Below are 12,729 nucleotides of genomic sequence, written 5' to 3'. Positions count from 1 at the left end.
CGCTTCTTTTTTTCAAAAGGAATTACGGTCCGCGGAACGAGTTCTTGATCCGATAGCGGTTTTTACGATTCTATACTTCTCAACCTCTGTAGTTCTTCCACCATTTGTTCCAAAGAAAGTTCCCCTCCTCCTTCTTTTTCTGACCGGGATTTCAGCGCAGGCTGCAAACGGAAAGCTTCCTCCTTAGAAACCCGTACCCCGGCCGTATTCAGAATTTCGAATATGGCAGACTTTCCCGATTGGCTTGTAAAAGCGATTCTATCCCCTTCCGGACGCCCGATCAGGTCCGCTTCGAAAGCGCGGTAGGCTCCTTTTTTCAAATTCTGGGTTTTGGAAACACCGTCTTGGTGGATCCCGCTGCGATGGGCGACCACGTCCTCTCCGATCAAGGGGGCTTTTTCCGGGACAGGAACTCCGGACATACGCGCTACGATTCTGGACGTTTCGTAGATCGCTTGTAGGTTCAGATCCATTTTGACTCCGCAATTGTGCAAGGCCACTGCGACTTCGTACGTATTCGTGTTTCCCGCTCTTTCTCCCAATCCGTTCAAAGCCGTTTCCAACTGAGTGGCTCCCGCAAAGAAACTTTCCACTGTCGTGGCCGTTGCCATACCTAAGTCGTTATGCGTATGGACGGAAATTCGGGAACCTTGCGGCAGGGATTCCACTACTTTACGTATCATCGCGACGAACAGAAAGGGTCTATATCGTTCCACCGTATTCGGCAGGTTGATCACGTCGGCCCCTGCGTCCAAAGCGGATCGGAAAGCCTCGATCGTAAATTCAATATTTTCTAATGCGTCTCCGAAATGTTCTCCGGAAAATTGGACTTCCCCTCTACTACCCGCGAGTTTTCTCGCGTAAGAGACCGATCGCATTATATTTTCCTTTACCTGTTCCTCCGAAATTCTCAATACGTTTCGGATCGTAAAATCGCTCACAGGATATACGATATGGATTCTGGGACGAGCGGCCTTATGAATCGCTTTCCAAGAAAGTTCGATTTCCTCTTCTACCGCTCTGGATAGACTCGAAATCACCACTCGGTCCGGCGCCAGTTGCGATAAATGGGAACAGGCCTCGAAGTCCTGACCGCCGGCGGATGCGAAGCCGACTTCGATTCCTTGCACGTTCAATTTTAGCAATTGTTGAAATATGATTTCCTTTTCCCGCAGATTCCAAGGTTTACGCAGGGCTTGATTTCCGTCCCTGAGGGTCACATCCATGAAAAAAGGGGTAGAGTGCGGAATCGCCAGAACGGAATTCGTCTGGAAGATTTCCTGAAAAGAGGGAAAGGTCGGTCGGTAGTCCGTTTCCGGGGTTGCATTTGTTTCCATAGTCCTTCTCCGTTTTTCCCTTCGGGGAGGCCCTTTCTGGTTCCGGAGTCTTCGGAAACAAAAAAACCCGCCCAAGAGGGACGGGTTTTTTGCACGCGCAGCGATCCTTGCCCCTCTTAGTCTCCGAGTAGGAGAAGGAGGAGTCCGAGCAAATTTGCTTGGAAGGAAGGCTGTGCCATACGTTTCTACCTAAGAGGTAAATCCGTTCTATTGCGCGTCAAGGAAAATTTCCCGTTTCCCCGTCGTTCTTTAAAAAACTCCAGATTCCCCCCTGTTCGAAACGCTTTTCTTCCAGAAGTTGTTTCAACTGAACGTATTCTTTTTTGACGGAATCGGGTACTCCTACGGACTCCAACTTTCGAAACGTTTCTTCCGCTTGGGCAAATCGATTCGTACGGACATAGCAAATGGCAAGAGCGTATAAGGTGGGGGAATCGTTCAGCTCGAGTTCGTTGAATCCTTTCAGCAGATCCAAGGCTTGTTCGAATTTAGAAGCTCCAGTATACACCGCGGCGAGGTTTTTCCTCGCATACAAGTCCGAATCGTCCAACTCTAAAGCTTTCGAAAGATGGAATTCCGCTTTGGGCTTGTCCTTCTTCTTCGCATACAGTACGCCGAGTCCGACCCAGGCCTGGACATGACCCGGATCTAATTTTAAACATTCTTGAAGTTGAAATTCCGCCGAAGACAATTCTCCGAGCTGGGAAAGGCACATGCCGTAATGGAATTTTGCCGCCGCGTTTTCGGGCTGTTCCTTAGTCCAAGCCGAAAGGATTTCTTTGGCTCCCGCCTCGTCCCCGGACTTCAGACGTTCCAATGCGTTTTTTAATCTCGGATCCATACCTTATAGTCGGGCTGAAAGCATATGAATTGCCATTCATTTTTCCTTTATTTCTTGGCCGGTTTTTCGGAAATAGAACCGCTTCGTTCGGGTTTATATTTTTCTTCCGATGGGAGGAGTCCTCTGTTACAATGATACGCCGAGGATTTCAATTCGAATTCCGCGCTCTTTTTCAGTAAATCCTTCTCCAATAGGTATTTTTCTCGGAGAGAATCCAAGAGACGTATGTCCGCTTCGTCTTCCGAATTCACGAAATGATTCGTTTCTTCTTGAAACGAGTTCTCCCATCTGGAAACGAATCGGATCAAATGATCGTCACGGAATTTCTTTAGATTTCCTTCCGTTTTTTGGCATTCAGCGATCAGATCCTCTACGTGTTTTTTTCTAAGCACGTCCTCAGGTTTTTCCGTGATCTTCTTATAGGTCACGTAAATCAGGCCGACGGTTAAGGTCGTCTCGAAAGCCCCCGGAACCGGAACAACCAAGGCGATCGCTAGTGCGGCTCCTAATCTTCGGACAATGGAAGTGCTATCCTTCTTGAGTTCGGTGGTGTCTCTGTCGATGTCGCGCAACCGAAGATCGAAACGCCTTTCCAGGGGTTTTATAATTTCCTCGTGGAATTTTCTGAGGTCGGAGATCGCATCCGAATATCTGGATTGTACGCTTAGATCGGTGATGAATAATTTTCCTTCGTCGTTCTGGTACAAAAGGAAGTATCTATTGTCCTTCGAAATCCTCGATCTTTGGGAGCGGGGAAAGGAGGAGCAGGCCGTCTGAGAGAAGGAAAAGACTAGAATCAAACACGTTAAGCGAATTTTAACGATTCCTTCTATTCGGAATTTTTCCTTTCCCACAAGTTGGAATCGTTTTAGAAATGCAGATATTTGTAAATTAGAAACTTACTTCCGGCACTTTCGAGATACGTCAGCTAGATTTACTTTCCTTGAAAATTCGCTTTCCGTTTTTCCAAAAAGGATTGTACCCCTTCCGCTCCATCTTGGGTTTCCATCAGGTTGAGAGTGATCGGTAAGAGATCTTTTGCCGCCTCCTTTTCCCCTTCCAAGACCGCTTTTCTGGCCGAAGAAATGGCGGCTTGCACTGCCAACGGAGCCTGCTCTCCGATTCTCTCCGCTAAGGAGATCGCGTGTTCTAATAACGCTTTTTTCGGAACGATCTGCTGGACCAATCCCATCCGGTAGGCTTCCGCCGCGTCGAAATCGTCCCCAGTCAATATATAACGCATCGCGTTCCCCCAGCCTGCACTCTGTACGAAGCGGAAAGTGGCGCCCCCGAAAGGCATAATTCCTCGCTGGACTTCCAATTGTGCGAACCTTGTCTTCTCCGCTGCGATGCGTACGTCCGATGCCAAGAGTAATTCTATTCCCAAGGTGAAACAAAAACCGTGAACGGCGCACACTACCGGTTTGCTTCTTTTTCTTTTCGTCGCTCCGTTTTCCCAGGGATCGATCTGGTTTTCCGAATACGTATAAGTCCTTCTTTTTTTGAGAGTATCGGCAACGTCGTTCAGTTCCAATCCTAGGGTAAAATGCATTCCGTTTGCGTAAACTACGGCGCACCTTGCGTTCGGATCGTCCTCGAATTCCGTATACGCTTCGCTTAAGCGATTCAGCATCTCCGTGTTCATGGCGTTTCTGTGATCGGGTCTGTTTAAGCAGATCAGAAAAACGTGATTTCTTTTTTCGGTCAAAATAGAGTCGCTTTTATTCATAACCATTCCTTTGGGAACAAAACAAAGACAGTGAGGTCCCGATTCAGTCACAATGTTTTCCGTTAAAAAAGTCAAATTCGTTTCTGGGGCTCTCCGCTAAAAACGATGCTAGGCTTTTGGCTGGACAAAAGTCGATTTGCATGGAAAATTGATCGAAATCCTCGATGAAGATCGTTTCTAAAAGATATTCCGGTTCTTTTCTTGTACTTTTGGTTTCGCTTGTAGGTTGTTCCGCAGTACAGAAAAAATCCATGACCTTGCCGGTCTTGGAACCTGCGAGAGAATCCGTACCGGTTCTGATCCAGTTCGATGACGCCGATAAATACGACCCGGCCAGCATCAGGGCCACGTATTATACGGGAACCGAAGGAAAGGATAGAAGAACGGACAGGGAATACGCCAAATTTCCGATCCTGGTCGGAACGGGAGCGCGCTCGAAGGAACTAGAATTGGAAGGTTCCTTGTTCAGAAGGAGTTCCTTTCTGGTTTCGGAAAGAATAGATTTTTATCTGTATCTGGACGGCAATAACCTTTCCCACAATTGCAATCTAGGAGTGGAAGACGTCACTGCGAACCATCCGAATACCAGCAAGAGGTCTTTTCGCTCGATAAAACTCTACTTTCGAGGAACCGGAATCGTGGATGAAAGGCGGACGTACGCCTCCTTCGCAGTCGGTTTGATCACGTATTTTTTATATAATATATTGGGTACGGGTTTTCGAACGGAAAAGATGGATTGCGGATTGATCCTCGAGGGGAGTTGAGGAATTTATGCCTTACATGGCTGTCGGTTCTCGTCAGATTCTTTTTTCGGACTCGATTGCACCGGCCTCCGTCGGGGACCAGCCTCGGGAAATTTCTACCGTTTCGGATAATCGTGTGGTACAACCGCAGACCGTCGTGATTCCTCCCGAAGGGCTTCCTCCGCATTTGGGACAATTTTTGGATTCTACCGTTTAGGAAGGTTTATGGCCAAATTACTTCTTTCGATCGTTCTCCAGTCTCTCGTAGTAATCTACGTGTTTCCGCTTATCGATCCGTTGTTCCGGGTTTCCGGAGGCTGGTGGGATGTTCTTGTTCTCGTCCTATTTTTTGGATTTCTGAATTTCGTTCTTCGTTGGCTGCTCGTGATTCTGACTTTAGGTTTGGGGTATCTCGTTTATATTCTAACTTTAGGCTTAGCAGGGCTCGTGGTCAACGCGATCGTATTGCTTATGATAGGGGATATTTTTCCGGGCAAAATATTCGTGCCCGGTTTTTTCTCCGCTTTTCTCGGCGGCGCGGTGCTTGCTCTCGCGAACTATGTGGCCAAGCGGGAGGCGGATGACGAAGATTCCAGGAAGAATCGGGATTAGTTCGGATTTTACAGTTCGGAAATCATCTCTTCTCTTAGTTCCCGGAAGAATTTCGGATCTCCCGTCATCATATAGAATTGGGAATTTCCTTGGAAAAGTTTCATAAAGCGCTCCGCTTTTTTCCGGGAAGAAAAATCCTCCGAAAGTATCCCTTTCGTTTTACAATTCTCGAAATAGAGTTCCAGACAATGGATCCAACTTTCCAATACCGCACTAGCTTGTTTGGACCATTCGGGATTTTGTCCTTCCACGCTTCCCATGAATCTGGCCAAAGGACAGCCGAAATATTTTTTGGCTCGGACCTGTTTTCCGAGTAAAGCCATCCAGCGTTCCACGAACTCTGTCGGACCGGAAGAACGATCCATCAATCTTTCCCAACCGTTTTGAAATTCCGTCGCCTGAACCTCCAGATATTTCTTTCCCAAATCCTCTTTTGTCTGGAAATACCTGTAAAAGCTGGCCTTATGCGACTCGGATTCGTCTATCACCTGATTGACCGAGGTTGTCGCATATCCTTGTGTATAGATTAAACGAATCGCAGTTTGCACCAAGCGATCGTAGGGTCCGATAGCGGCATTTCCGGATTTTTTCATAAGCCTACGATAAAATGATAGACTATTTAGTCTATTCGGATTCAGAGTGTGGTTATGGATAGACTAAATAGTCTATCGGGAGGCTTCATGCAACGATTAACGTTCGTAAAGAAAAATACCTTGCAATGGATGGAGACGGAGGATCCTAAAATCACCGGTCCAAACCAAGCTTTGGTGCGCCCCCTTGCGGTTTCCCGGTGCGATTTGGATCTACCGATTCTGCGGGGAGAGACCTTATTCCGTGCGCCTTTTCCCGTCGGGCATGAATTCGTGGGAGAGATCCGGGAAGTGAGTCCAGACCTAGAGAAGGTTTTTCCTCTCGGTACCAGAGTCGCCGTTCCTTTCCAAATTTCCTGCGGTCACTGTCATAATTGCGAAACAGGGCAGTCCAGAAGTTGCAGTACCGTTCCTCATACCAGCGCCTACGGAATGGGGAAGGGAGGAAAGGAATACGGAGGTGCACTTGCGGATTCGGTTCTCGTTCCGTACGCGAAAGAGATGCTCGTTCCCTTTTCCGTAAATACGGATCCGGCTGCAATCGCGAGCATTAACGACAATCTTGTGGAAGCATGGAAGCTAGCTGGATTGTTTTTGCAGGAAAGAAAAGATCAAAAAGTTCTAATCCTCGGAGGATGGGCGGCCAGCATCGGTCTCTATACTGCAGCCTTGTCCAAGCATATGGGCGCCGCCGAAGTCGTCTATCTTGATACGGATCAGAAGCGTCTGGACTTGGCGGATTCTTTCGGTGTAAAGGTCGAAAAAATCTCGGAATATCCGAAAAGTTTCGGAAAGTTCGATATCGTGGCCGATGCCAGCGGTAGCGCGGAAGGCTGGGAATGCGGACTTCGCTCCCTAGGTGTGGACGGAACTTTCGGTTCCGCATCCATTTTTTGGACCAATACGTTGCCGATTCCTTATTTAGAACTTTATAATACTGGAGCAAATTTGAGAATCGGGAGAGTCCGGTCCCGAGAATGGATTCCGGAAATGTTGAGGTTGGTCGAGGAAGAAGGGTTTGATCCTTCTAAAGTAACGACTCGAAAAGCGAAATGGTCCGAAGCTGCGGAAGCCTTTCTGGAGGAGGAAACCAAGCTTGTGATCGTCAGATAGGCGGACGGAATATTGGAAAAAATTTGTGGACAAAGGGCTTTTGCGCGATCATGATAAAAGCCCTTTGTCATGAAACGGATGATTATCGCCTTCTTGCTGGTTCTTTTCGCGTTTTCCTTCTTGGAGAATTGCGCGATATTCCAGAGGAAGAATAGGATCCTCACGAGTTATCTGGATGAAAAGGTGCGCCCCGAAAGTACCGCTGCCCAGATTGCTCTTTCGCCCGTCGCGATTCCCGTGGGAGTCGTTTCTCTCTTTTTAGACGGCCTGGTTCTGCATCCGATCAGTGTCATCCCTGATGCATTGGAGGATACGTACAAAGTCATCTGGATGGATCCGACAGGAGGGGTGATTTTTCAAACCATAGTTTTCTTTCCTAAATTGGTTGTGACTCCGGTCTTCTTTTTGGTCGATTTTCTGGGACGAAGCGGAATCGCTTTTTAAATGATCGGGAAAAGCGAAATGACTTTAAAATTCCGGCGTAGAAATTTCTTCACGATTCTTATCTTTCTCTGCATCTCCTGCTGGAACTGTGCCATCTTCAACCGGAACAACACTCCTCTGATCGTACGGGTGGAAAAACATCTGGTTCCGGAAGAGACGGTTCCGAAAGTCCTCGCGGCTCCCTTTTATCTTCCGGTAGGATTGGCTGCCGGCGTATTAGATCTATTTATCGTCCATCCGATTCTACGGATTCCCGACGCGTACCGGGATACCATAAGCGCCCTTTGGACTCCTCAACCGGAAAACGGATACATGACTCGGATGGCCTTCCTCCCTTTTTCCGTTTTGCTTACGCCCGTATTTTTCATCGGAGATCTTTTCTTTCGCAGCGCTTTCGATGTGAACGGTAATGTGGATCGTGCTCGTATCGAAGAAGTTCCCGAAAAAAAGGTCAAACCTCTGCAGCAGGCTTTGTCGGAAGGCGATCGCGCGACGATCCTCAAATGCTTGAGCTCTTACACCTACTATGAACCGAATACTCTTTATGCGGTGTTGGAAGCATATCCGTCCGACGAGGAGATTCGGCAGTTGGCTTTCGTAAAACTCGTTTCCGCTTTGAACGCTCGGACCTTTCCGGAATTCGAGGATTTTCTTTTAAGCCAATTGAATCGGGATGCACGGACCGACAGATTGCTGCTCGGAGCTTTCCGTCGACTTTCCTCCAAAAAAGCGAGCGCGGAAATATTACGACTTTTGCGGACCGGTTCCGTTCCGGAGGCTCTTGCAAAGGATTATATGATCGCGGTCATATATATAGGCAATGAAAAAGAACTCCAATACATCCTGGACCGTATCCGGTCGGACAAGATAAAAGACGGACGTTGATTCGGAGCAGGCTTTAAAACCGTCCGATGGAGCGAAAGTAGTCGGCCAAAATGGAATCCACTTCCTCGAAGGGAAGATATCCTTTGGTCAAAATCCCTCTTTCGAACCCGTCGGAAAAGACGAGAGTCGGAAAATTAGTTACGCCTAGTTGAAAGCCGTAGTTGAAGTCCGTCTCCGTTTCCAACACGGTTTCCTTTGCAGAATACAGTTCGCGAAACTTGGATTCCTTCATTCCGAAATCTTTTGCGATTCCGACAAAGATTTCCGGATCGGTCGGGTCTTTTCCTAAGGCGTGGAATCCATACGAAAGAGCATCCATAAACTCGAAGGCCGTTCCAGGAGCGAGCCTTTGGGCGACGATCACCGCTCTACAAGAAGGTTCCGAATCCAAGACCAGATCCCTACGTTTCAGGATTTCGGTATCGAACTTTCTTTTAGAGACTCGTTCCGCTTCTTTCCACACGTACCTCAAACGATCCGTGTTTTCCTGCGTGAACGGCTCCGCATCCGATCCGAAGCGGTATCCCCCCATCACGAGAGAAAATTCGATTTTGTCCGAATATTTTTCCCTCAATGCGGCAATAGAGGGTCCGAAGGCGTAAGACCAGGTGCACAAAGGGTCCGCTACGTATAGAAGTGAATGTTTCCCTTGGGTCTGAAAAGGTTCCGCTTCCATTCTGAATCCATAGATAGAATAGGTTTCGTTTTAGGACCATTCTTTTCTTTCAAGGAAGGGGAGGAAGGAGTCGTGTCGGAAAATAAAAAAGGCGGGACAAAAGTCCCGCCTCCATCTCTTTTTCGTTTCGGAGGATTTTCTAAATTTCGTTCGGGTGTTTGACGTAGTATAGTGATAGCCACACTACCCCGAAAAGTACCCCCGCGTACGCTAGGATCGCGGTCGCGATGTCGATCATCGGAAGAACGGTTGCTATAGGGGTTACCTTAACAGCCGTAATCTTCGTAGCTTCACCAAGAATCAGGAATAGACCTCCCAATCCTATCAGGTGATAACGATTCATCGCGTCCTTTGATACTCGGGCGAACCGGGCAAACACAGGAACAGCCAAAAGCGCTAATGCGAAAATGGTGACTGCATCCATGGTTCATACCTCCTTAAGGTACTAAGTTAGACACCTGATAGCTCGAGGTTCTTACCGAAAAAATGGAAAAATATTTTATAAAAATTGAATGTAATATAACGACCGATCGATTAAGATCCTTTTTGTAAATCGTTAGGATTAATACCGTTTCCGGTCCGGATTAATCCGGAACCCCGTTCCGATTAAAATATTCAACAAGGGATAATTTCTAGAAGTGGAAAAAAACGAAAAAAATCCGTTTTGATCCGGACTTTCCTCCCGGAAAAATTCGGACTCCACTCCATTCTAAGGAAAAAACCTTAATCAAATCGTAATCATTTCGGTACAAATTCTTTTCGACCCCTATCGTCGGTTCTGAAGAATTTCCTTAACGTGGATCTTCTTTCGTTCTACCTGGAGACGTACGACGCTTGTCGTAGAGCCTTTCTTTCCTATCGCAGAAGTTTGAAAAAGAACTTCCTCCGTTTTCATCATGAAGTCTTGGAGATTCCGAAAGGCGGGGGGGAAATCGACACGTACTTGATCGGAAACAAAAAAAAGGCTCCGAAAAAGATCGTGATTATGAGTTCCGGCATACACGGTGTGGAAGGATTCGCAGGATCGGCCTTTCAGCGCAGATGGATCGAGGAATATCTTTTGAACGACCATCCTTCCTATAGCCTTCCTAAGAACGTGGATTTTCTTTTTTTGCACGGGATCAACGTGGACGGCTTCAAGAGTATGAGAAGGGTAAACGAAAGAAACGTGGATCTGAACCGGAACTTCGCCTTAAAGCGGGAGAAACTCCACAAGAAGGCCAAAAACAAAGGTTATCGTAAAATCCAATCCTTTTTGAATCCTCCCAAAAAGTTCAGCTACATCGCCTGGGAATATTTTCTTTTCGTACTCCGGTTTTTCGGGATCGTCACCCGCTTCGGTGCCAAATACGTTATGGACGCTGCGGTCAACGGTCAGTACGAATTTCCGGGAGGAATCTACTACGGCGGGAGAAAACCCGAGCCTGTCGTACGGCAATTGCGCAAATTCTTCCGCAAGACCTTGAAGAAGTACGAACAAATCCTGATCCTGGACTATCACACCGGTTACGGAGCTAGGAACGCTCTAAGCCTCATGCAGAACGCGCCTCCGGGGTCAAGGGAGGATCGAAACCTGAAAAAGGTGTTCGGAGATTTCGGGCTTTTGTTAAACGAAGGTGAGGAGGACTTTTATAGGACTTCGGGCGATTTTACGGACTTTTTCGGAAAACTATTCGGAAAGGACAAGGATCTCTTTCCGATCACCGTAGAGATGGGAACTTTCGGAAACCTGAATCTTCGCGGAGCTCTGCGGGGAAGTTTCCTGATGATCAGCGAAAATCGGATTCATTTTTTCGGATCCAAGTCCGAAACCGCGGCAGAAAGAGTTCGAGAGGATTTTCGGGAAATGTTTTTTCCGACCAGAGAGGACTGGAGACTTGCTGCTATGGATCAGGTTTTCGGCGTAGTTCCCGAAGCCATCGTCCGGTTTTCGAAAATCTAGACGCGGTCCACTATGAGCAAGGTCACATCGTCCTCGAAATCCGATCGTCTACAGTAATTGCGACATTCTTTGATGAGTCCGAGCGAAGTTTCGCCGGCCTGATTTTGGGAAAAGGAACGAATCGCAAGAGAAAGTAAATCGTCGCTGTACCTTCTGCTTCTGTCCTCGTTGGAATGTTCCGTGATTCCGTCGGTGTACAATACGAGACGGTCCATCGGCTGGAAGGAAGTCACGAATTCTTCGAAGAAGAGATCCGGAATGACCCCGACCAATTTCCCCTTGGTTTCCAATGGCAACGAAGTCCCTTCCGCTCTACGGAACAGGATCGGAGGATTGTGACCCGCATTGGAATACACCAGAGTGTTGGTCCCGGTATGCACTACTCCGTAAAAGGACGTAAGGAAATTCCCGGCTAGCTTATTATAGAGAGCGTGGTTCAGTGCGGTAAAAAATTTGGAAGGACTCGATAAAGTTTCCTCTTCGAACGTCTCCATAACGGTATGAATCACCGCGGCGACCACCGAAGCCGAAAGCCCGTGACCCGAGACGTCCGCGATCAAAACCGCGGTTCTGTGCTCGTCCAACTTGATTACGTTATAAAAGTCCCCGCCCACGTTATCGAAGGGAATGTGCTGCACGCCGAAATCCAATCCGGGAACGTACGGAAGTACGGAAGGAAGAATGCGAGTCATGACTTCTCTGGCCCGCCGAAGCTCCCTTTCCGAATCCATCACTTTGTGGAAGAGATTCGCGTTCTGGATCGTGACACTGAGCCGGTTCGCGATCGCTCCGAGCATCTCCAAGTCCGCATGAGTGAACGCGTAACCCGAATACTTATTGTTTACGCTGATCACTCCCAAAAGATTTCCTCTATAGAGCAACGGAGCGGAAATCAAAGAGCTGGCTTCGAATTTGTATTTCGCGTTTTTGTCGTAGCGTGGGTCTTCGTCCAGATTTTGGATGAGAAGGCTTTGTTTTTCTTTGGCGACCCATCCGGATACGCCTTCTCCGTAAGGAACCTGGATCGCATGGATGGCCTCCTCCGGAATTCCCCTTGCGGCCAAGATCCTTAGGACTTCCAGAGTGGGATCCGCCAGGTAAATCGTTCCTGCCTTCGCTTCCAAAAATTCCAAGACCTTATCGATCAGCCAATTTCCTAATTCCTGGATGCTTTTTTCGGCTACAGTAAGTTTTTCGAATTCGTATAATAGGGATAATTCTAGGACCCGCTTCTTCAACGCCTCGTGAGTCTTTGCGTTCTTGATTGCGATCGCCGCTATTTCGGAAAGGGAGGCAAGGACCTCCAGGTCCGACGGATCGAAACTGCGGTTTCCGGATTTGTTCAGGATTTCGAGGGTACCGATGACCTGGTCCTGTACGAAAAGCGGAACGCATGCCAAGGAGCGAGTCCGGAATCCGGTTTTTTGATCCAAGGCTGGATTGAACCTTTTGTCGGTGTAAGCGTCTTCGAGAAGGATGGCTTTTTTTTCCCGAGCCACCCAGCCGGCGATTCCTTGGCCGGGTTCGAGCCGAGCGTATTTTTGTATGATTTCCCCTTTTTCCCCCAGGGCGACTTCGCAGTACAAAAAGCCGTCTTTCTCGTCCAATAGAAACAGGGAACTTGCCTCCGCTTCCAAAAGATCTTTCGAATATAGCATGATCAGAGGAAGAAGCTGATACAGGTCTAGGTTGGCATTCAGAATCGTGCTCGTGTTGAGTAAGCTACGATATTTGCGAGACACTGAATCGACTGGAGTCATAGATGCGCCCAGACTGGCACGGATCCGATGCAAAGTCAACGATTGTCGTTTTTCCGG

The 12,729-nt window shown here is 47.9% G+C and carries 15 protein-coding genes; 7 read left to right on the top strand and 8 right to left on the bottom strand.

All coding sequences use genetic code 11. The annotated features are described in order from the left end of the window. Nucleotides 1-62: 62 nt before the first annotated feature. The 4 genes from leuA2 to EHO60_RS15545 form a co-directional block, all read right to left on the bottom strand. A complete protein-coding gene (leuA2, locus tag EHO60_RS15560) occupies nucleotides 63-1,337 on the bottom strand; it encodes a 2-isopropylmalate synthase LeuA2 (RefSeq protein WP_135769132.1) in 1,275 nt (424 codons plus the stop codon). A 217-nt stretch (nucleotides 1,338-1,554) separates the two neighbouring features. Beyond that, on the bottom strand, nucleotides 1,555-2,178 hold the full coding sequence (locus EHO60_RS15555) for a tetratricopeptide repeat protein (RefSeq protein WP_210409381.1): 624 nt from the start codon (nucleotides 2,176-2,178) through the stop codon (nucleotides 1,555-1,557). A 47-nt stretch (nucleotides 2,179-2,225) separates the two neighbouring features. Then, nucleotides 2,226-2,885: a hypothetical protein gene (locus EHO60_RS15550; RefSeq protein WP_246028342.1), complete on the bottom strand. Its 660-nt coding sequence runs from the start codon at nucleotides 2,883-2,885 to the stop codon at nucleotides 2,226-2,228. Between the two features lie 227 nt (nucleotides 2,886-3,112). Next, nucleotides 3,113-3,907, bottom strand: a complete 795-nt coding sequence (locus tag EHO60_RS15545; RefSeq protein ID WP_135769131.1) for a crotonase/enoyl-CoA hydratase family protein — start codon at nucleotides 3,905-3,907, stop codon at nucleotides 3,113-3,115. Between the two features lie 164 nt (nucleotides 3,908-4,071). Between EHO60_RS15545 and EHO60_RS15540 the strand changes: the two genes are divergently transcribed. Genes EHO60_RS15540 through EHO60_RS15530 form a run of 3 tightly spaced genes read left to right on the top strand, consistent with a single transcriptional unit; the run spans nucleotide 4,072 to nucleotide 5,262 of the window. Beyond that, nucleotides 4,072-4,671: a hypothetical protein gene (locus EHO60_RS15540; RefSeq protein WP_135769130.1), complete on the top strand. Its 600-nt coding sequence runs from the start codon at nucleotides 4,072-4,074 to the stop codon at nucleotides 4,669-4,671. 7 nt (nucleotides 4,672-4,678) lie between these two features. Next, nucleotides 4,679-4,867 carry a hypothetical protein gene (locus EHO60_RS15535; protein ID WP_135769129.1) on the top strand — a complete coding sequence of 63 codons (189 nt, stop codon included), beginning with the start codon at nucleotides 4,679-4,681 and terminating at the stop codon, nucleotides 4,865-4,867. Between the two features lie 8 nt (nucleotides 4,868-4,875). Continuing rightward, nucleotides 4,876-5,262 carry a phage holin family protein gene (locus EHO60_RS15530; protein ID WP_135769128.1) on the top strand — a complete coding sequence of 129 codons (387 nt, stop codon included), beginning with the start codon at nucleotides 4,876-4,878 and terminating at the stop codon, nucleotides 5,260-5,262. A gap of 8 nt (nucleotides 5,263-5,270) precedes the next feature. On the opposite strand, the gene EHO60_RS15525 is transcribed toward EHO60_RS15530, so the two are convergent. Next, complete coding sequence (locus EHO60_RS15525) at nucleotides 5,271-5,855, bottom strand: TetR/AcrR family transcriptional regulator (RefSeq protein WP_135769127.1); 585 nt, start codon at nucleotides 5,853-5,855, stop codon at nucleotides 5,271-5,273. An 87-nt stretch (nucleotides 5,856-5,942) separates the two neighbouring features. On the opposite strand from EHO60_RS15525, the gene EHO60_RS15520 reads away from it, so the two are divergent. From EHO60_RS15520 to EHO60_RS15510, 3 genes are all read left to right on the top strand, one after another. Then, nucleotides 5,943-6,965, top strand: coding sequence for a zinc-dependent alcohol dehydrogenase (locus tag EHO60_RS15520; RefSeq protein ID WP_135769126.1), 1,023 nt, complete (start codon nucleotides 5,943-5,945; stop codon nucleotides 6,963-6,965). A 69-nt stretch (nucleotides 6,966-7,034) separates the two neighbouring features. Beyond that, nucleotides 7,035-7,409: a hypothetical protein gene (locus EHO60_RS15515; protein ID WP_135769125.1), complete on the top strand. Its 375-nt coding sequence runs from the start codon at nucleotides 7,035-7,037 to the stop codon at nucleotides 7,407-7,409. Next, a complete protein-coding gene (locus EHO60_RS15510; RefSeq protein ID WP_135769124.1) occupies nucleotides 7,410-8,294 on the top strand; it encodes a hypothetical protein in 885 nt (294 codons plus the stop codon). A 13-nt stretch (nucleotides 8,295-8,307) separates the two neighbouring features. Here EHO60_RS15510 and EHO60_RS15505 read toward each other — a convergent pair whose 3' ends face one another. Continuing rightward, a complete protein-coding gene (locus EHO60_RS15505; RefSeq protein WP_135769123.1) occupies nucleotides 8,308-8,970 on the bottom strand; it encodes a DsbA family protein in 663 nt (220 codons plus the stop codon). 139 nt (nucleotides 8,971-9,109) lie between these two features. Continuing rightward, nucleotides 9,110-9,394, bottom strand: coding sequence for an LIC10816 family protein (locus tag EHO60_RS15500; RefSeq protein ID WP_010414189.1), 285 nt, complete (start codon nucleotides 9,392-9,394; stop codon nucleotides 9,110-9,112). A gap of 372 nt (nucleotides 9,395-9,766) precedes the next feature. On the opposite strand from EHO60_RS15500, the gene EHO60_RS15495 reads away from it, so the two are divergent. Then, the gene (locus EHO60_RS15495) at nucleotides 9,767-10,912 is read left to right on the top strand and encodes a M14 family metallopeptidase (RefSeq protein ID WP_135769122.1); all 1,146 of its coding nucleotides are present in this window, start codon (nucleotides 9,767-9,769) and stop codon (nucleotides 10,910-10,912) included. Here the strand turns inward: EHO60_RS15495 and EHO60_RS15490 are convergent. Continuing rightward, on the bottom strand, nucleotides 10,909-12,672 hold the full coding sequence (locus tag EHO60_RS15490; protein WP_135769121.1) for a GAF domain-containing SpoIIE family protein phosphatase: 1,764 nt from the start codon (nucleotides 12,670-12,672) through the stop codon (nucleotides 10,909-10,911). The two genes, EHO60_RS15495 and EHO60_RS15490, sit on opposite strands and share 4 nt — an antisense overlap. Nucleotides 12,673-12,729 lie beyond the last annotated feature (57 nt).

It is taken from the genome of Leptospira fletcheri, from assembly GCF_004769195.1.
Taxonomy (GTDB): domain Bacteria; phylum Spirochaetota; class Leptospiria; order Leptospirales; family Leptospiraceae; genus Leptospira_B; species Leptospira_B fletcheri.
The sequence above is the reverse complement of the archived record's forward strand: the minus strand, read 5'-3'. Positions and strand labels throughout refer to the sequence as shown.